This window comes from Oscillatoria salina IIICB1 (assembly GCF_020144665.1).
Classification (GTDB): domain Bacteria; phylum Cyanobacteriota; class Cyanobacteriia; order Cyanobacteriales; family SIO1D9; genus IIICB1.
The window spans coordinates 1-20363 of the sequence record NZ_JAAHBQ010000031.1; the positions used below are offsets into that span (position 1 = coordinate 1).

Below are 20363 nucleotides of genomic sequence, written 5' to 3' on the forward strand. Positions count from 1 at the left end.
ACTTTCTCGTTACCAACATCTAGGAGCGGCAGGGACTCAAGCTCACGTCGATGGGGTCCTAATGGTACTCAGGAGAGTTCAAATTGATGAACTTCAAAAAAACATTGATGCCCTTCGAGATAGTTGGTCTGATTTGTATAATGATTCCTCTCCAAATAACGATTCAGACTGAGAGTTCCTGATGAGAATTAAAGCCTAATGGAGTTAGAAATATTCTCCCTGTGTTCGCGTTCGCAAAGTCGCGAACGAACTCCCCTTTTTGTCCCGCCTTAAGTTGGTTGCCGAAAAATCTTATCTTTATATCGAGCTAATTTTTCAGGTTACTTTTTCAGCAAACCCTAATTAGGGTTTGCTGAAGAAGTGTCAAACACTGATACCAAAAGAATTAGAAGCAAAGCCAATCCCCAAAAAAAAAGAAGAAGAGGAAGTCATTGAAACGAAAAACCTCGGATATATACAACCGGTATCTCCCACATCGGGAAATCTATAAATCCCGTTTTCCTTTGAGGGTATCTCGGTTGGGAATCGTTAAAATCTCTCGGTAGACCTCTTTTGATATACCTGTCGTATCCCGGTAACGCACCACCTTATCACCTTTGATTCCCGCTATCGTTGCTATCATAGGCTCCGATAGTTGTTTACTGTTCGCTGCTATATTTCTCTCCCCCCTCTTGACTTTCTAGTTTACTGGAGACTTTAAAATACAAGTAGTGACTTGAAGTAAAGTTAAAAGTTAATCCCAATGAAACTAGAATTCAAAATACCTAAAATGACTTGTGATGGCTGTGTAAAGACGATCGCCAAAGCAGTTACCGATGTTGATGCTAAAGCTAAAGTTAGCGCCGATCTCAAAACTAAACTCGTTAGCGTGGAAACAGAAGCTTCTCCAACAACAATTAAAGAAGCTACGATCGCTGTTGGTTATCCTCCTGTAGAAAGTGGCTTTAAGGAAAAATTAATGTTTTGGCAAAAGTAGCGACTGCCCCTCAATCTAATACCGCTCTTAGTAACATAGTAATCATGAACTTAAGATGGATACTTTAACGCTAAAATTACGAGGCATGAGTTGTGCTTCTTGTGCTAACAGTATTGAATCAGCAATTAGCACCGTGCCAGGAGTTAAAGAGTGTAATGTAAATTTTGGTGCCGAGCAAGCCACAGTTAGTTATGACCCAGAAAAAACGAGTATAAAAGCTATTCAAAAAGCAGTTGATGAGGCAGGATATTCAGCTTTTCCTTTGCAAGAACAAGAAATGATTACGGGGGAAGATGATGCCGAAAAATCTGCCCGGAAAGCCGAATCTCGTTCGTTGTTACGGAAAATTGTTGTCGGGGGAATTATTAGTATTATTTTAATTATTGGTTCTCTACCAATGATGACAGGAATTGAGATGGCTGGATTTCCTGCTTGGTTACATAATCCTTGGTTGCAGTTAGCCTTAACTTTACCAGTGCAATTTTGGTGCGGTTATAGTTTTTATGTAAATAGTTGGAAAGCTTTTAAACATCATGCAGCGACGATGGATACGCTAATTGCTTTGGGAACAAGTGCAGCGTTTTTCTACTCATTATTTGTGACAATTTTCCCCGAATTTTTGCTGAATCAAGGATTACTGCCAGAGGTGTATTATGAAACGGCGGCAGTGATAATAACTTTGATTTTATTAGGGAAATTGTTGGAAAATCGGGCGAAGGGACAAACTTCAGAAGCAATTCGCAAATTAATCGGTTTACAAGCTAGAGATGCGCGAGTAATTCGGGATGGACAAGAAATAGATCTACCAATTGCAGAAGTACAAATTAATGATGTCATTTTAGTACGTCCCGGAGAAAAAATCCCTGTGGATGGAGAAATAATTGAGGGGACTTCGACGATTGACGAAGCAATGGTGACAGGGGAAAGTTTGCCCGTAGAAAAGAAACCTGGAGATGAAGTAATTGGGGCGACAATTAATAAAACAGGTAGCTTTAAATTTCGCGCAACCAGAGTAGGAAAAGATACAGTATTAGCTCAAATTGTCAAACTAGTGCAAGAGGCTCAAGGTTCTAAAGCACCTATTCAAAGAATAGCCGATCGCGTAACAGGTTGGTTCGTTCCGGCGGTAATTGCGATCGCGATCGCCACTTTTGTAATCTGGTTTGATGTGATGGGTAATCTGACTTTAGCTTTGATTACCACTGTGGGTGTGTTAATTATCGCTTGTCCTTGCGCTTTGGGACTAGCTACTCCAACCTCAGTAATGGTGGGAACCGGGAAAGGTGCGGAAAATGGTATTTTGATTAAAGATGCGGAAAGTTTAGAATTGGCACATAAAATTAAGAGCGTTGTCCTTGATAAAACTGGTACAGTGACTCAAGGTAAGCCGACAGTGACAGATTATGTGACTGTTTTGGGAACTGCCCACGCAAATGAGTTAAAATTGCTGCGTTTGGCAGCATCAGTCGAACGTAACTCCGAGCATCCCTTAGCCGAAGCTGTGGTCAGATACGCTCAAAGTCAACAAGTAGAATTCAGTGAAGTAAAAGAATTTGAAGCGATCGCCGGTAGTGGAGTACAAGCTATTGTCTCCGAACGTTTGGTACAAATTGGTACTTCTCGCTGGATGGAAGAGTTAGGTATTGACACGAAAGCCTTAGCCCAGCAGAAAGCCGCCTGGGAAGCGTCAGGAAAAACTGCCATCTGGCTCGCAGTGGATGGACGAATCGAAGCTTTAATGGGGATAGCAGACGCAGTTAAGCCCACATCTAGTGCGGCGGTGCAAGCTATGCGAAAATTAGGTTTAGAAGTGGTGATGCTGACAGGAGATAACCAGAAAACTGCCGAAGCGATCGCTAAAGAAGTTGGTATTCCTCGCATTTTCGCCGAAGTACGTCCCGAGCAAAAAGCCGCTAAAGTGAGGCAATTGCAACAAGAAGGGAAAATAGTCGCCATGGTGGGAGATGGAATTAACGATGCGCCAGCCTTAGCCCAAGCCGACGTAGGCATTGCGATCGGGACTGGGACTGATGTGGCGATCGCTGCTTCCGATATTACTTTAATCTCCGGCGATCTGCAAGCGATCGTTACCGCTATTCAACTTAGCAAAGCCACAATGAGAAATATTCAGGAAAACTTGTTTTTTGCTTTTATTTACAACGTTGCAGGTATTCCCATTGCAGCAGGGATTTTATTCCCCATTTTTGGTTGGTTATTCAGTCCCATTATTGCTGGTGGTGCAATGGCGTTTAGTTCAGTTTCTGTCGTCACAAATGCTTTACGTTTGCGGAATTTTCAACCCAAAAATCTGGCAAGTAAATTTTAATTAGCTCCTCTTCAAAATGTTATGAAAATGAAAATGACACAAAAAATATTTAATAGTTTCGCAATTTTGAGCTTTTTCCTAGCACTTAATTCTGGCATGGTTTCCCTAGCTCAAAATTCTTTAAATCATCAGGTAGAAGAGCTGGCTCAGATGGACATGGAAATTCCAGCTTCCGAAACCAAAGTAAGCGAACAATTTCGTCCCATCGAACAACCTTTAGAGTTAAAAATTGCGGTAACTTTAGGCGGTATCGGTTTAATTGGGCTAGAATTATGGTGGTTTTTGTTTGGGAAAACGAAAGCAGCTCAAGCGGAAACCAAATCAGACATTCAAGAATTAACTATTAACGTAGATGGCGGTTACGAACCAAATCGAGTTATTGTCAAAGCAGGTACACCAGTACGGCTACAATTTTTCCGTCGTGATGCGAGTAGTTGTCTAGAAAAAGTCTTGTTACCAGATTTTCATATTGCTAAAGATTTAGAATTAAATCATACCACCTCAGTTGAATTTACACCCGAACAACCAGGAGAATATCAATTTACCTGTGGAATGAATATGTATCGCGGCGTTGTTGTCGTAAAACCCTAAATATTTCGACAAATTTACGTTAGTTTTATCGTGGTTTTTATTCAACTCGATAAACATAATAGTATTCTTCGTAGATAACAATACTTCTCCCGAATTGTTTTAACTTAACTAATTCAACTTCAGGGCTACTTTGTGAAAAATCTTGGGTTGAGACTAAAAGTATTTTTCGAGCAGTTTCTTGTTTGAGATTGCTCACTTTTTCCCATAACTGAAATTCATCGATTTCGTTGCGGCGATCGTTCCAAATTATAAAACTACCAAATCTATTACTTTCAGGATGATAAATTGGTTGCTCCAAATAAGCTGCTAAAGAAGATACAGGAAAGTCAGGATTTCCCACAATTAAAAAATTATCAAACCGATCTTGTTGAAGAAAATTAGCAACTTGTTTACTGACAGTGAAAGGATAAACTAAATCTAAGCTATAAGATAATAAACCAGCAAAAAGATGAATAGACAAAATTAAGCTTAAAAAGAAATTTTTATATTTGCGATTTTCTAATCCTCTCGACAAATGTATAGTTTTACCTGGAAAAATCTTCGCTAACCAATCAAATTTGTAAGCGGAGTTTGCTAACCATAAGCATAGTATAAATAAAATAAATAAATGCCCGTAATGCCTGGGATTTGTAGCAATACCTATCTTGATAGTTAACAAGAGAATTGTCAAGCTGCCCAAAAAATACAAAAACAATATTGTCGGTTTATTGTATAACCAGCTTAAAACAAATAAAATTAGTCCTAAAGATAGAAAGTCTATAATTAATTTCCAAGGAGGCAATACTAAAAGCAAAATACTAGAATTCCAAAAATTATAATCTAAAAAATTAGGCAGAAAGATATAACTTCTTGTCAAAAAATCAAACATCGTTGAAATTCTTTTGAGGATGACGATCGCGAATTCACTGACATCTCTTTTTGATTCTTCTTGAATTACTTTTAGCTCGTCACTAGAGTTTTCAACTGAAATTTCTGGAGCGACTAATTCTTGCTGATTTTCCGGACGAAATAAGGTATTGACAGGGCGGTCTTCAGGGGGTACAAGTTGAGAAATTGCCAAAATAATTCCTAAACTGAAGACAACTATCCCGATAAGTAATTTCTTTTTCGCTGTAGGTGATTCTAAGGATAATTTTTGCTTCAAAAAATATTCAAAGATTAAAGTTGCTCCTAACCAAACAGCGATGAGCAAACTATGAACATTAGTATTGGCTGCTAAAGCTAAAATAAAAAAAAGTAAAACGTATTTTCTATTTCTTTGTTGAAAATAAACGCAAAAAATGAAACATAACAATATTCCTAAAGCATAATTTCTACTAAGGAGCGAATATTCATAAAAGGGGAAATAGCCAAAACTAAATAAAAATTTTTGTAATCTGGTAAAAGGAGAAAACTTAACTAATAAGTAAATTGATAAAGTAGCAATTCCCAAGTGAAAAAATTGCATGATAAGTGGGCGATCGGTAATTTTGTTAAGAAAATATAAACAAAGATGCCAGAGTCCAGGATGTCCTTCATATCTAATATTTTGAAATAAATCTACTAAACTGTTACTATCTCTAGCAATCAGCCAAGCTTGTAGCTCGTCAAACCATAATTCATGGTGAAAAATACCAATAATGCCGAAACAAGCAAAAAGCAAAGTGAGAATGTTGACGAATACATTATCATTAACTGCAATCAATTTTTGTTTGAATTGAGGTATAAAATTGGTAAACATATTTTTCAAATTTGAGTAAAAAACTGCCCGGATTGCTCCGAGCATTAATTAGAGACTATTTGCGACTGAGTTTAATTGTAGTAGTTTGATGAGCACGTTCCCAAAAAAAGCCGAATGTCGCGGCTAATTGAGACAAAAACAACAGCCAGGAAATTATAAATCCAGGTCGCAAGGATGTCTGATTAAAAGGATAGATTAATAAATTCAAATAGAATGATAAAGGTTCTGCTTTAATTGGTTTTGCGGCTCGTTTAGCGCAAACTTTATGAAAGCAAAAAGCACCGCGTCCGTAAAAAAAGTGTTGTCGCCAAAAAGAAGGTAGCGTGAGGTAATGAGCATGATAAATGCAGACTTCTGCGGCATAAATCATGCGATATCCCGATTGTAACCAGCGATCGCAAAATTCCCGATCCTCTGCCGCAGCCAGGGGAAAACAGGTATCAAAACCGCCAATTTTGTGGAAAATTTCCGTAGGAACAGCAATATTATTAGAAGCGAAAAACTGAGCTTTTTCTGAACTATGGTTATAGTAGCCGTAAAGGTAATCAATTAGTTGTTGAGAAGCGGCTGAATAAAGATTAGTAGATAGAGCATTAATCGTTCGTCCCCCAATCAGATAATCAGGTTGAGCAACAAAACGACTAGCAAGTTTATTTAACCAGTCGGGGGCGGGCATACAGTCGTCGTCAGTAAAGGCGAGATATTCACCTTTAGCTTGTTTTGCGCCAGTGTTGCGAGCGCTAGCAGGTCCTGCATTAGCTTGTTTGAGCAAAGTAATCTCCAAGTAAGAGCAAAAAGGACTAACTACAGGTTCGAGAGACATCTGGCTGCCATCATCAACAATAATAATTTCAAAGCGATCGCGCGGATATTTTAGTTTTGTCATTGATTCCAGACAGTTGTTTAGTCTCTCTGGGCGGTTGTAGGTAGGAATAACTATTGAGAAAAAGGGTTGCTGTTGGTTGTTCATCGTCTTTTTGGGAGCCATCTTAGTTTTAGGTATACGAAATTTTTACTTTTTTGACACTAGACCAAGGGAATATGTTCGCTCGAGGTTATTTACTTAACCAGTTTTTTGCGCGACCTAACCATTAAAAGAAGTTGTAACAAATACTGAAATAATTTAGGATTTAATAATTGAATTGCCAATCCATAAGTTATTACTCCGATAACCGTACCAACAATTAGTAATATTTTGGCATCGATCGCCTCTACTAAAAAATATTTAGTTAGAAAAATTACAGCCGCCATGATTAACGTTGCGATCGCTGGAGTCACAAATTGCTGTAAGTATATCAAAATAGGTACGCCAATTACTCTGTTGATAGCTCCCAAGCCAATAGGAAATACCAAATATATACTAATCACATAGGCACAAGCAACTGCCGCAATACCCCACTTAACTACCAACAAACAAGCAATTAAAGTAAATATTGCTTCAAATAAAGTTAACCAAAGTTTCCAAATTGGCTTACCCATAGCCATGAAAACAGAAGTATTAAAATAAGAAAGGGAATGAATAATTCCCGCAAAAGCGAGAACTCGCATGACGGGAATCGAGGATATCCATTGCTCTCCAAATACTGATACCACAAGCTCAGGTGTCAATGTTGCCATACCGACAAAAGCGGGAAATGCAACCAAACTAGTCAACTCTGTCACCCGATAAAATGCTTGGCGAAAGCGTTCTGGTTCTTCTTGTAGCTTAGAAAAAGTGGGTAGTGCTACCTGGTTGCTGGTTCCGATTAACAACTGAGTCATTACCTGTAATACCCGATAGGCGATCGCGTAATATCCTAAAGCCACTTCTCCTAAAAAATAACCAATTAGTAAGTTATCGGAACGTTTATTGAAAAATTTTAGAAATTTTAATCCTATTATATTAATACCAAAGCTAAATAAATCTCGAAAATGTTGCCCAGAAAACTTAAAGCTTGGTCGCCAATCAACTGCTTGCCACATAATCAAAACTACGACAGATTCAAAAACCATTTGCTGGCTAACAATACTCCAAACTCCCAACCCAGCAACAGCCATAATAATTCCAACTAAGCCACTAATAAAAATAGCTATTAGAGTCCGAACTGCCATTATCTTGAAAGCAAGTTCTCTACTTAAAATTGCCTTATGTACATGACCAATAGAATTGACAAAAAATAAAAAACACAAGCACTTTAAAATAGGTATTAGTTTTGGTTGAGCGAAGATTCCAGCAATATATTTAGCACCAAGAAAACCAATTATTGTCAGCAATACACCGCCGATTAAATTAGACCAAAAAGCAGTATCTAAGTGTTCGGGTTCCAGTTTGCTACGCTGAATTAAAGCTTTGGTAAAACCTTGTTCGGTAAAGATTTGCATGAAAGCCAAGAAGACATTGGCTAAAGCTACTAAACCAAAGGCTTCAGGAGTTAGTAACCGGGCTAAAATTAAAAATACAATTAAGGAAACTGCCTGACTACCCCAGTTTTGAATTACTGACCAAACTACACCTTTAACTGCCTTTTGTTTGATACTCATGCTGAATTTTTACCTAACATAATTAACCGTTATTTTTGATAAAAACTACTCCGAAAAACTCTCGCCTTTTCAAAACAATGAGGTATGGAAGCTTGTTTCTTTCCTCAAAGTTAATCGAGCCCCAGGCTTATGAAAAGTGTTCTTTAGCATAGGAATACAATAACAAGTCGTACTGACAATTTTCTTCTATCTTCCGTCGAACTGATTCCTTGATTTCGGGTTTAGGAACCGGATTTTTATTCATATGTGGAACCTTCACATTCAGGTCGAACTTTTGTCTTAATTCATTTCTAAATCCGTCCAAATCATCCAAAAAACCAACTACACTAAATTTTAATAAGTTTTCCTTGGCAACTTTCAATTTTTCATTAGGATCTGTATAATTTTGGCGAGAAAAATTGCCAAAATAGTTGATGTAGCTTTGTCCTCTCCGCTTCCCCCTAACGGATTCAATAAAATCTTCCAAACTCTCACTAACTCTAGCATGGTCTTCTGGTTTGAAGGCATCAAAAAAATATTGAGAAATATACCTTTTTACCGGATCTCTCAAGATTGTAGTCCAGGAATACCGATCTTGATAAGCTTCCCAAACATCTTGATTAAAATGAAAATGTCCCGAAATATACTTTGTACCTTTTGCCATTTCAAGAAGCAAAATAGATTCCCGGAGTGCAAATTTGTCATACTTTCTCTGGACTTTCTGCTTTTTATTAACATTTTTGACTGCTTGGCTGGTTAATATCGGGTTGACTTTATAGCTATTTTTTTTTCCATAATCAATTCTCAGAGAGCGATCGACTGATGTTCCTCCCGTTTTGGGGATGTGCATAAAGATAATACCTGGTTTCTGCGAACTCAAAAATTTATGTGCTTGAACTTTTAAGCTTTTAATTATCATCGAGCGGATTCCTTTTGGTAGGCTAATGAATAAATTATTGAGATTATTTATGTTATCATGTATGTGTAGATTTATGGTAAAATATTTCCTGACAGGAGCGACTGTTATTTATAAACACCAATATTTAAATCGATCCCCTGTATGTTTTCTCAATCGCTCGATATCTTTTTGGAGATAATTAATTAGTCTTGCTCGTAATTTTTCATCTAAGTTAGGTCGCGATATTTGCTCAGAAAAAGGAAAATAAATCAATTTTTCCAGATGATATCTAATTTCTGGTGGCATCTTTTTAATTTTTTTGAATAAATTAGTTTGAGATAATAATTCTCCCCATTTATTTTTTCTTCTCTTGAAAACCGAACTATGCAAAGTTTTAGTAGTTTGACTAAAGTCAAATTCTGGTTCGATATTTAAAAAATGACCAACTTTTTCCAGAGTTAACTGAGGCTGATTTGATAAATTTTCCAAGGTAATAACTAAGATATTTTTCTCTGGAAAATATTTTAAATATTGCTCAAGTTGACTATAGTAACTACTACGGCTAATGTAAGAATTGTCTTCAAAATTTGCTAAAGCTTCATTTATTGAACGAGTTTCTTTTCCAGTCGCATATTGGTGAATATAATTGGAAATAATTCGCTCAACTGGATCGCGGAGTATATAGATTAATTTTGCTTGGGGAATCACAGAGTACATTCTCTCTGGTACATTCTCCCAACGTGGATAATTAGTATAGTTAGGTGAAGACTCTCCATAAATTTTAGCTTCACCAACAAAATGCGATTTATACCACTCAATTCCCAGTTGCCACTTTTTTTTGCCGAGAAAAAAATCTAACTCTTTTTCTCGTGACATCGAAATTTGGGGATGAGAGTTGAGGTAATGATGTAGGCTAGTAGTACCACATTTCATTGCACCAATAATAATCAAATTGGGTAAGGTTCCTGCTTGATTTTTGGCAACGATTGGCGACTTGAGAAGATTAATCATTTTTCAAAATGTTTTCCGAGTTTGATAATTTATCTGCTTGAACCTGTTCTTGTCTCGATTGTCAAGTTACCATTGTTTTTCCCGAAAAATTTGGGTTATTAGCCCCGTCCCGATCGGACGGCTTGATGCTAATCTGAGTGAGTAAGTACCGTCGCGCAGACAGGAAAAATGCTCGTCGAGGGTAAAGAGATCGGGGTTGATACTATGTGTATCGGCTAGACTCTCCCAACGAAGCGAGAATCCACTCGCCTTTAGGCAGGGGAGTTGTCAACGATGTAGTCTGGAGTAAATGCTGACCGAGACGACGTGCGAGCGCCAAGATGGTGAAGGTAGGAGAATATGACGGTCCAGTAGGAAACACTGCCGAACTAGCCACATAGAGATTTTCAGTACCAAACACTCGACAATCGGTGTCAACCACACCCTCTTCAGGACGGCTAGCCATCCGAGTTGTACCCATTTGGTGGGCTGCGTCGGTCATGTTCTCTAAACTTGGTGGTTTGTCCCCGAAGTCAAAAGTTCCCAGTCCAACTTCTGCAAAGCGATGGGTTAAGAGTTCGAGTGTTTTTGCCATCGATCGCCGATCTTGGTCGGTGAAGCACCAGTCAACCTCCAGCTTTCGTTGCCCAAGTGCATCACATTCTGTTCCCAGCTTAAGACAACTAGCCTTTTGTGGGGCTTGCTCGGTAACAAACTTAACTCGGTAGGCAGCGATCGCACCATTACCATCTCGACAAACGGGACGACCCCGCAAGGTGCGCCATAATCGTTCTATTGGCTTCTCGTAAATGGGCTTCAAGTACAAAACGTGTTCGAGCAACTCATGTTCTTGCTGGGTGGCATCATCCAACGCAAAACAAATGCAAAAACGTGGCTTTGGCGCATATTGCAGTTCGCGAGCATATTCTCTAGTTAGATTACCTGGCTTTAGTATTCCGGTGTGGTGCTTAGGATGGTCAGTGTAGAAACGACCTACCAAGTCGTGCTGATTACCAATTCCACCAGGAAGTTGACGGTCCGAGGAAAGTAAAATACGTGCAGTTTCAAACGCTCCCATTGCCAGGATAATTGTCTCCCCTTCAACGATAATTTCTCGACCTTCAAGAGAACGACAAACAACCGCACTCACGCGCTGACAGGAAGCATCGAGAGTCAACTCAGTGGCAGTTGCACCGAGTATAACGTGCAAGTTTTGCGAGCGTCGCATCTCATCGCCAAAGCGTATCGCCGTGCGCGTGGGTGTCTGCTCCCAATAAAAGCTGCTCATTTTCAAACCTTTTGCCGCCAGCTTTCCTCGCAGTTCCATAATTTCCGGACGTACAGCTTCTGCTTCTAAGTCGCCGAAACCGTAATCTTTGGCTGCGGAACGGTAGTGTTCTAAAAGATCGCTGAAGCTTATCGGCCAACCACTGTTAGCAACCCAAGGTCTACCGTCAAAATCTGAAGGTTGCAGGTATTTCCATTTCCCCGTCCAAACGTTACTCGTACCGCCAAACTGACGCACGCGACTGACTCCCCGTAACTCTGGTGGCAGGTATTGATGGTAGTAGGAGTTTGGGTTTAACTCGCGATGGCGTTTGCCCAGAAATATGACATCGTTTAATGTTTGGATCGAGGGATCGAAGCGATCGCGTCCGCTTTCCAAAAGCACCACTTGGCGATCGTGTCGCGCCAGATGGGTTGCTACCTCAGCACCAGCAATACCAGAGCCAACCACAACAACTTGCCCTCGCAATTTCGTTTGCTCGCCCATTTCGAGAATATCGGTAATCATCTAACCTCCCCCTGAAAAACATCTCATTTAGTTTTGCTTAAGTAACTTTTGCTGAAATTTTGGCATTCTACTTAACAAAGCTTTTTTGAAAGGCGAAACCATCCGACCTAGAGTATGAATAGGATGAACGCCCATTGCCTGACTGAAACTTTTAACTGCTTCAAGCTTCTGACCGGAATCATAAGATTTCATGGCATGATCGTAAATAAAATTAGCAAACATTTTGGGATGGGCTTCAAACAGCGCTCTATGCTTACTAATTAAACGATGAAAATTAACCTGACGGCGGGATGGATCGCTCGAAACACGAAAACTTTGATGGCTAAGTAATTGATAAGTTACTGTAGGTATTCCTTGAAGGGAACAAACTTGATTAAGTCTTAAAAAAAGTTCTGTGTGTACCCGAGAAGAAAACGACTCATCAAAACCACCAATACTCAAAAGTACCTCCTTTTCCACCACCATTGTCTGTTTACAAAAAAAAGACTTTTCCGGTTCAATCTCTTCGAGACAAAAGTGGGAACCTTTGGGTAAAGTTGGCGGAATCCGAGTTTTTTTTACCCAGCCATCTTCGCTCACTACCTCAACCCCCGATAGCGCTGCTACAGGTTTTGGTAAAGTGGTATTAGCCAGCGCTTCTAAAGAAACTTCTGCCATGTGAGGAAGTAAAATATCGTCATCATCCAAGTAAGTAATCCAATGACCGTTTGCTGCTTTCGCACCCACATTACGAGCTGCCGAACCCCCTTTGTTTTCCGGTAGCCGAATGATTTTCAGTTTTGGATGTTCGGGTAAATTAACAGGTTGCGGGGAAGCGTCATCAACGACAATAACTTCAAAATCTGCTCTTGTTTGAGCTAAAGCGCTATTAACAGCGATAGGCAAAAGATGAGGACGATTATAGGTGGGAATAATTATACTAAGAACAGGTTTATTCATTTGGTTTTTCCCAATAATTAGGAAATATTAACTTTGGAGACTGACATGGGGTTGAGATGGACTTTTAGGTAGACTTTGTAATCTTTGACGCTGTTGATGAGCGTGACGGTTGGTGAGATAACGGTTAAAGATATGCTCAAAACGCGCGATCGCTCTTGCTAATAAATCGCTTCCTACTCCCAATGAAAGACGACGCGCTAAAGGATAAATAATTGTGCCATAACGTCGCCATCCCTGTTGTTTATATTTTGCCTGAAAATAACCATCTTCTGCTAAATCCCATTTCTGACGAATTCGGTTTAAACTCGCCATTTGCCAAGCATTACTCCAACGCAGCATATAAAAGTGTAAATCAGTAAATTCTAAAGGTGGACCCGGTACATAAGTGACAATGGACGCGGGTTCAAAATACACTTTTTCCCCTATTTCTCGTAAACTCATACAGAAATCTAAGTGTTCTTTGGTATTCATAATTGCTTCATCAAGTAAACCTACTTTGTCAAAAATGGAGCGACGAACCAAAACACAATGAAATTCTGCTAATTCTGTGGGAGTACGTTTTAAGTCATTGTAAATATCTTTGACTTTTTTACCTTGCTTATACATCTTTTCCCGCAATCGCCTTCTTCCCATTTTGTCCACCAAAATATGAGATTCTCCTCCAGCAAAGTGAACAATTTCATGCAATGGTTTTTCTTGACACATCAATGGTCCAACTACTGTTGCTTCTGTTTCTTCTGCACACTGTAAAAGCGCTTTTAGCCACCCTGGAGTAACGACTACATCATTATCTGCAAAGACAAGATAATCTGTGGTAACTTGGCTCAAGCCTAAATTTCTAGCTTGGTTGGGAGTTAGATAATAATCTGTGCGTAATAGTTGAAAGTTTTTTTCCTCTGCTTGCTGTTGTAAATAACTGCGAACTTTTGCCGGAGAATTTCCATCAACATACACTAATTTAAAGGGAATTTCGGTATGCTGATAGATACTTTCTAAAGATTCTTGAGTACAGCTAAATCGTTCGCGAGGAACGACAACAATTGTTACTTTTGGTTCTTGTGTCATAGCAAATAGTCCTTTAATTAGATAGAGTTACTAAGTCTGATTTTAAATCTCGATTGGCTAAGTTAGAATTGAGAATTTGCTGATAAACTTGAACTAATTTATCATTAAGCATGTCTAAATCGTAGTATTTTTCCACATAAGCGCGACCTGCTTTTCCCATCTCACACCATTGTTGGGGATTTTGAATCAGATAGTTTAATTTTTCGGCTAAAGCTTCGACATCTCTCTCCGGTACGAGAAAACCTGAAACTCCATTTTCGACTAATTCGGGAATTCCTCCATGATAGGTACTGATAACTGGTAATCCCATTGCCATTGCTTCTTTCAAAACATTAATCGGTGCATCTTGATTACCATCTTTTGCGGTCACGCTAGGGGCTATAAATAGATGAGATTTATCTAAAATTTCAACGATCTCGCGTTCATTTTTCCAGCCTAATAAATTAACAATATTTTCGATTCCTAAATTATGAATTAGGTTTTGTAATTCTTCCTTTAATTCCCCATCTCCGATAAGATTATATTCTAAATTAGGGTTGATTTTTGCTTGTTGAGCAATGGCACGAATGCTATATTCAATACCTTTCTTTTCTACTAAACGACCTGTGGTAGCAATACGAATTATACCATCGGGAGAGGGATAGCGTGGTTTAAAGATAAAGCGCTGACAATCTAATCCAGAAAAGTGTACTCGAATCAAATTTTCATGGCAACCGAGGTTAATCGCTTTTTCTCTAAAAAATTCGCAGTTAGCTAAAAAAAAGTCACCTTGTTTAAATAACTCATCATAAATATTAAGTCCTTTTCTTTTAACAAATGTGCTGATATCGTAACCTCTAAAAATAGTAATTAATTTGGCAGACGGAGCATTCATTTGACGAAATGCCATTCCTCGAAAAGCAAGATGTCCAAATTGACAATGAATAATATCGTAGACTTTATCTAAATTAGGAATAGCAGTATATAGTAACCACAGGGAAATAGCTTGATTGCCATACTTGAAGACATTTAATGCTTGTAAAGTTAATTGAGGATTTTGGAAACTCAGTTTTAATCCTAAACGTAATCCTTTAATAAATCGATAAAACAAATTGTCTGGAATATCAGGAAGATAGTAAGTTTTAGCTAAAAGATTGTATTTTTCTACTGCTGGATGAACATTATTTATATTTCCTCGTTTATCTGCATAAATATCTACTTGATGACCGCGATCGAGTAAACCTGTTATTTGATTTAAAATAAATGTTTCCGATAAAAGCGGAAACTCGGTGACAATAAAAGCAATTCGCATTGTTGTTTTAACCTACTATCAAATTCTAGCTGATACGCTACCTAATTGCAGTTTAATAATTTCTAAGGCAGTTACATATCTGACAAAAAACATAGCTAAACAAACTTGCAATTTTTGGTTGAATCCCGAAAGTTGAGTATTTCTCCAAGAATTAATAATAAACATTACAGGAGGAACTAAATTTTTTGACAGATTAATCAAGAATATTAACTGTTTTTGTAGTTTTGAAGATGTTTGCTGAAGTTGGCGATCGTAGCTACCTGCTGCTAAACGAATTGACCTAAAATACAATTGTTTCCAGGACGTTCTTGCTGGATGAAGTACGCGAACATCTTCAGCATAAATTTGAGGGTATCCTTGTTGGTAAACTCGGTATCCCCACTCTAAATCTCCATTAGATTTGAGAGTATTATTAAATTTACCCACACGGTCGAAAACTTTTTTGAAAGTAAAAATATTAGCAGTAGCACCACCATGTTTTTCTGCTAAGAGTTTTTCTTGGGGAAATGCTGTAATACTTTCATAAAGTTCCACAGGTGTAGGTTGAACCATATTTTGAAAAAATAGTTCAATTTTCCCTGCTACCAACCCACAATTAGGCACTTTCTGTAAATTTTCTACTCCTTTTTCGAGCCAATTATGGTTAGGAATACAATCAGCATCGGTAAAGGCAATAATCTCTCCTTTGGCTATTGATAATCCTTGATTGCGAGCGGCATAAGAACCGGGGGTACTTTCAGAAGTAAAGCAGGTTTGAGTAAATTGATTGACTATTTTTTTGATATTTTCTGCATCATCAGAACCATTATCAATAACTATTACTTCGTAGCAATTTTTCGGATAGGTTTGACGAGCGAGTGCTGCTAAACAAAGTTTGAGATGTTCCGCATGATTGTAAACGGGAACGATGACTGATACAAATGGGCTAAAATCATTCATTTTAACGATATTTTCCTAAAACTAAATTAAATAAATCTTAGCCGAGGGATAAATTGTTGACAGGGTAATTTTTTCTATTCCCTATCAACTAATTTTATTTTATTTCATTGCTACTAATTCGGGGTTTTGCCGATTTTTCCATTGTTCTTTGGTGAATTCTTCGTGATAAGAACGTTCGGTATTAACGTTCCACAAATCATGGTTTTCTCCGAGTAAATTCTTGGCTGCTAGTAGTGCAGTTAGCATAGAATGGTCTTGATTATTGTAACGGTGCATACCATTCCGACCAACTGTTTGTAAATTCTCAAAAGTTTGTAAGTAATCTTGAATAACTTTTAAATGTTGGCGATATTCACCGTCATAAACAGGATAAGCTTTGTGCTGGCGAATAACTACTCCGTCTTCAATTTTCTTAATATCATCGAGCAAACCAAGATTAACTATTTCGTTGCTGGCAAGGTCAATCAATTCTGTATCGGCTAGTTCCCAAATTTGGTCGCCTTCGCTACAAAAGTATTCCATACCTAAGCAAGTTTTACTAGCATTAGGAACCATTGCTGGACTCCAATTTTTGAAGTTTTGAATGCGTCCTACTTGAAATTCTGGGCTATGAATGTAAATCCAGTTATCGGGGAATAAGTGTTTTTCGTTGATGATGAGCGAAACAATTAAGAAGTCGCGGTATTTTAAGCCTTGGGCGGCTTTTAATACTGGTTCTGGTGGTGGTGGATTAAGATTTTTAACTAAGGCAGTTACGGGCATACTGGAGATAAAATTATCGCCGCTAATGTGAAAGTTTTCGCCATCTTTAACTGCGGTAATACTTTTAATCTGTTTACCTTCTCTTTGAATGCTGACGACACCTGTATTAAGATAAACTGGAGCGCCTTTACTTTCGATTATTTGTTGAAAACGCTCCCACATCATGCCTGGTCCGAGGATAGGGTAGTCAAATTCTTTGATTAGGGTTTTGGTGTCGTTGGTTTTAAACAAAGCATTAGTCATGGCTTTTTTCAGGGATAAGCCTTTAATTCTTTGTGCTGCCCAATCTGCTTGAATTTTCGTACAGGGAATGCCCCAAACTTTTTCGGTGTAGGTTTTGAAGAAGGTTTGGTAAAGACGTTCGCCGAAGCGATTACTTACCCACTGTTCAAAGTTTTCTTCGACGGGATGGGGGAATAATTTTGCTTTTACATAACTGGCTAAGATGAGGGAACTATTGATAATTCCTAAGTTAGAAAGGGCGTTGGTTGCTTCTAGTGGATAGCTGAAAAATTTGCCGTCGTAATAGATTCTGGAGAGGCGAGGAACTTTGATAAATTCATCGGCAAGAACTTCTTGCCAAAGTTGTTGAACTTCGGTAACTTTGGTAAAAAATCGATGTCCGCCAATATCGAAGCGATAGCCTTTGTAGACTTCGGTACGCGAGATGCCGCCGACTTGAGTTGCTTTTTCTAAGACTACTGGTTTAATGCCATGTTTAACTAGTTCGTAAGCTGCGGTTAAGCCCGCAGGTCCGGCACCGATGATTACAGCAGAATGGTGTTGCATGGTAGATGATTATTAATGGTATGGGAATAGTTTAATTTTCGGGCTTGGGAATAAGGTTATCTCGACAGATATTGTGTGTGATTCTGTCTCAAGAAAGAGAAGAAGAAAATTCTTTTTGTTTTCAGTTCATTGTATGAGTGGCGGATGAAACCGATGGCAAAGGCTAAGGCGCTATAAAAGTAGTAAAACCAGTGCCAGGGAATAGTTTGAGCGGCAAATAATAGACCGCGTTTTTTCAGGAAGAAATGATAAACTTCTAGATTGAGAGTAAATAGTACGATCGCAATTGTTGCGGCGATCGCTGCTAGTCCGGGTAACCACCAGGCACTTATTAATGCACAAATAAAGATATATGTCAAGACGGCACTGAGACGATGAGATGTTTGCAAATTTAAGTCGTTATTCAGAGAGTGCGATCGCAAGATTAAGGCTGTCCAAGGTAGGGCGCGATAAAAGAATTCTGCTTTCAGTAAGGAAATTGGACTCCAATGCTTTAAATGCTTGACTTGGATATCTTTGCAAAGTCGAATTTTGTAACCTGCGGCTTTGAGGCGATAGCCGAGTTCGATATCTTCGACGCAAGGAAGGCGATAATTTTCGTCAAAACCACCGAGGGAAAGGAAAACATTTCGCCGGATTGCACCGCAAGCACCCCAAAATGTTGAGGCGTTTTCTTTTGCTGTTTGATGGGTATAGTGATGGAAAAGATTTTTATACTGAGAAAGAAAATTACTTGCTCCTGGTGCATCGTCGTAGGAACCAATTAAAGCACTTATATTGGGATGATGCTCAAAAAAGGTGGCGACTTGGGCGATCGCGTCAGGATTAATTTCTACATCAGCATCGATAAAAAAGAGAATGTCGCCAGTTGCAGCTTTTGCTCCTAAATTTCTTGCTCGTGCTGGTCCTCCTGCTTGTGGTAATTTAATTACTAAAGCGCCAAATTCCTCAGCTACTTGTCGCGAGCCATCTGTATCGCCGTCAGCCACAACAATCACTTCGTGGGGTAAAGGTAGCGCTTTTTTTAGGGCTGATAAACATCTACGGAAACTTTTGCCTCCGTTATACACAGGAATAACAACTGAAACTGATAAGTTTAGTGGTGTTAGCATAACTCAGTTAAATTACAAAAGTTTCCAATTTCAAAAGCGGTCGATCCGCTAATAATTATCTCTTCCGCAATTCTATTTATATTGTTTACGTTAATTTGTAAAGTTTCTATAAAGTTGGGTAGTTTTACGATGAAGTTTAAATAAAACTTTCTTCGAGCTTACTCGTTGAGAAAATTTTCATTAGATTGCAACTATCTTTTGATTGAGGATCGAATCTCAAGTCTCTTTCTCAGGAGAGATTTGAGAAAAATAATTGATTAGTGTTAACTCCTTGCTTGAATCACTGAAGTGATAGTTGTCAATACTATGATAGCTAGTAACGCTCGACTAGTTCAAGGTCGAAAAGTCCTGGTTATTTTCATGAGTTTTTCACAAAGAACACCTATTTTGATAACTACACTGGCTAACTTTAAATAGCAAAACAACGAAGATTATGAGCAAAGAGTCACTCGTACCCCATCAGGGTTTCATCTTTCAACTGAACGCCTATGCCCAAAAGCAATTTACGGGCAGACTAGATATACAGATGGTAACCGGGCAAAAATACAGTTTGTATTTAAGCTTTGGGCATTTAGTCTGGGCAACGGGTGGAATACATCCAGTGAGACGCTGGCGGAGACAGTTAGTCAAAAATTGTCCGACGATTAATCTCAAAAGGCTAAGGCTACCGGAAAACGAGCAATGGGAATGTTGGGATTACTATCTGCTAATGCTTTTGGCGAAACGAGAAAAACTTAACTATCAGGCGATCGTGGCGGTTATTCAAGGTATTGTTGAGGAAGTTTTGTTCGATATTTTCCAAACGATGCAATTAACGCAGAATTTACTGGCTGTGGTTAGGAAAGAAGAAATTACAGAGGTATTCAATTTCCTCGCCAACCCAGAAAACCAGTTGGAAACTTTTGAAATTAGCTTTTATGCTGGTTTGCGTCCTTCTGCTGAAGGGATTTTACCGCCTAGATGGATGTTAGATGTAGATGCAGCATTAAGGCAAACAGACCAAACTTGGCAGCAATGGCAACTAGCAGGTTTGAGAGATTTGCTTCCGGATCTTGCCCCAGTAGTTAAGCAAACCCAACAACTAAAAAAGCAAATTTCTGCCGAGACATCGAAAAATATGATGCAATTACTCGACGGAAAACGATCGCTACGGGATTTGGCTGTCTTACTCAAACAAGATTTAGTTTCGTTTTGCCAAGCTTTACTTCCCAATTTGTACTCTGCGGATCTCACCTTGGTCAAGATACCCGATTTAGTTAGTCTAAATTGGGCTCGAGTTGGCGCCAAAAAATCTAATCAAGGTGCGATTGTTGCTTGCATCGACGATAATGCGGAGATCTGTAGAAGCGTCGAAGCGATCGTTACTGAGTTTGGTTTTCGCTTTCTGGGGATTCAAGAAACACTGCAAACCATACCCCTGCTAGTAAAAAATAAGCCCGATCTAATTTTTCTCGATTTAGTGATGCCGATCGCTAATGGTTACGAAATTTGCGCTCAAATTCGTCGGGTAGAAAGTTTGCGTGATATCCCGGTGGTTATTCTGACTGCTTGCGATGGGATTATCGATCGCCTGCGAGCTAAAATGGTTGGTGCTTCTGGTTTTCTTAGCAAGCCAGTCAATGCCGAAAAATTGTTATCGGAATTAGAAAAACATGGGCTAAAGGTTTAATC

Annotated in this window: 17 protein-coding genes; 4 read left to right on the forward strand and 13 right to left on the reverse strand. The window is 38.8% G+C overall.

The window, feature by feature from the left end:
• Positions 1-484 precede the first annotated feature (484 nt).
• Positions 485-622 (reverse strand): hypothetical protein, encoded by a 138-nt coding sequence (locus tag G3T18_RS10935; protein ID WP_224410589.1) that lies wholly within the window; start codon positions 620-622, stop codon positions 485-487.
• A 120-nt stretch (positions 623-742) separates the two neighbouring features.
• On the opposite strand from G3T18_RS10935, the gene G3T18_RS10940 reads away from it, so the two are divergent.
• The 3 genes from G3T18_RS10940 to G3T18_RS10950 are packed head-to-tail and all read left to right on the forward strand — an operon-like array spanning position 743 to position 3893.
• Positions 743-976, forward strand: coding sequence for a heavy-metal-associated domain-containing protein (locus tag G3T18_RS10940; protein ID WP_224410590.1), 234 nt, complete (start codon positions 743-745; stop codon positions 974-976).
• Between the two features lie 55 nt (positions 977-1031).
• Positions 1032-3302, forward strand: a complete 2271-nt coding sequence (locus G3T18_RS10945; protein WP_224410591.1) for a heavy metal translocating P-type ATPase — start codon at positions 1032-1034, stop codon at positions 3300-3302.
• A gap of 33 nt (positions 3303-3335) precedes the next feature.
• Positions 3336-3893, forward strand: a complete 558-nt coding sequence (locus tag G3T18_RS10950; protein ID WP_318013955.1) for a cupredoxin domain-containing protein — start codon at positions 3336-3338, stop codon at positions 3891-3893.
• A 37-nt stretch (positions 3894-3930) separates the two neighbouring features.
• On the opposite strand, the gene G3T18_RS10955 is transcribed toward G3T18_RS10950, so the two are convergent.
• The 12 genes from G3T18_RS10955 to G3T18_RS11010 all read right to left on the reverse strand — a co-directional run bounded on the left by G3T18_RS10955 (position 3931) and on the right by G3T18_RS11010 (position 18692).
• Positions 3931-5613, reverse strand: a complete 1683-nt coding sequence (locus G3T18_RS10955) for a hypothetical protein (RefSeq protein WP_224410592.1) — start codon at positions 5611-5613, stop codon at positions 3931-3933.
• Positions 5614-5668: 55 nt separating this feature from the next.
• A complete protein-coding gene (locus G3T18_RS10960) occupies positions 5669-6601 on the reverse strand; it encodes a glycosyltransferase (RefSeq protein WP_224410593.1) in 933 nt (310 codons plus the stop codon).
• 71 nt (positions 6602-6672) lie between these two features.
• Positions 6673-8133 (reverse strand): lipopolysaccharide biosynthesis protein, encoded by a 1461-nt coding sequence (locus G3T18_RS10965; protein ID WP_224410594.1) that lies wholly within the window; start codon positions 8131-8133, stop codon positions 6673-6675.
• Positions 8134-8260: 127 nt separating this feature from the next.
• A complete protein-coding gene (locus G3T18_RS10970) occupies positions 8261-9031 on the reverse strand; it encodes a sulfotransferase family 2 domain-containing protein (protein WP_224410595.1) in 771 nt (256 codons plus the stop codon).
• Positions 9032-9139: 108 nt separating this feature from the next.
• Positions 9140-10021 carry a sulfotransferase family protein gene (locus G3T18_RS10975; protein ID WP_224410596.1) on the reverse strand — a complete coding sequence of 294 codons (882 nt, stop codon included), beginning with the start codon at positions 10019-10021 and terminating at the stop codon, positions 9140-9142.
• Between the two features lie 202 nt (positions 10022-10223).
• Positions 10224-11795, reverse strand: coding sequence for a GMC oxidoreductase (locus G3T18_RS10980; protein WP_224410597.1), 1572 nt, complete (start codon positions 11793-11795; stop codon positions 10224-10226).
• 27 nt (positions 11796-11822) lie between these two features.
• Positions 11823-12734: a glycosyltransferase family 2 protein gene (locus G3T18_RS10985; protein WP_224410598.1), complete on the reverse strand. Its 912-nt coding sequence runs from the start codon at positions 12732-12734 to the stop codon at positions 11823-11825.
• 27 nt (positions 12735-12761) lie between these two features.
• Positions 12762-13799, reverse strand: coding sequence for a glycosyltransferase family 2 protein (locus G3T18_RS10990; protein WP_224410599.1), 1038 nt, complete (start codon positions 13797-13799; stop codon positions 12762-12764).
• A 13-nt stretch (positions 13800-13812) separates the two neighbouring features.
• Entirely contained in the window at positions 13813-15090 is a 1278-nt protein-coding gene (locus G3T18_RS10995; protein ID WP_224410600.1) for a glycosyltransferase, read from the reverse strand.
• 18 nt (positions 15091-15108) lie between these two features.
• Positions 15109-16029, reverse strand: coding sequence for a glycosyltransferase (locus tag G3T18_RS11000; RefSeq protein WP_224410601.1), 921 nt, complete (start codon positions 16027-16029; stop codon positions 15109-15111).
• A gap of 99 nt (positions 16030-16128) precedes the next feature.
• Positions 16129-17580: an NAD(P)/FAD-dependent oxidoreductase gene (locus tag G3T18_RS11005; RefSeq protein ID WP_224410602.1), complete on the reverse strand. Its 1452-nt coding sequence runs from the start codon at positions 17578-17580 to the stop codon at positions 16129-16131.
• Positions 17581-17636: 56 nt separating this feature from the next.
• Complete coding sequence (locus G3T18_RS11010; protein WP_224410603.1) at positions 17637-18692, reverse strand: glycosyltransferase family 2 protein; 1056 nt, start codon at positions 18690-18692, stop codon at positions 17637-17639.
• 433 nt (positions 18693-19125) lie between these two features.
• On the opposite strand from G3T18_RS11010, the gene G3T18_RS11015 reads away from it, so the two are divergent.
• Entirely contained in the window at positions 19126-20361 is a 1236-nt protein-coding gene (locus tag G3T18_RS11015) for a response regulator (protein ID WP_224410604.1), read from the forward strand.
• Positions 20362-20363: the final 2 nt, after the last annotated feature.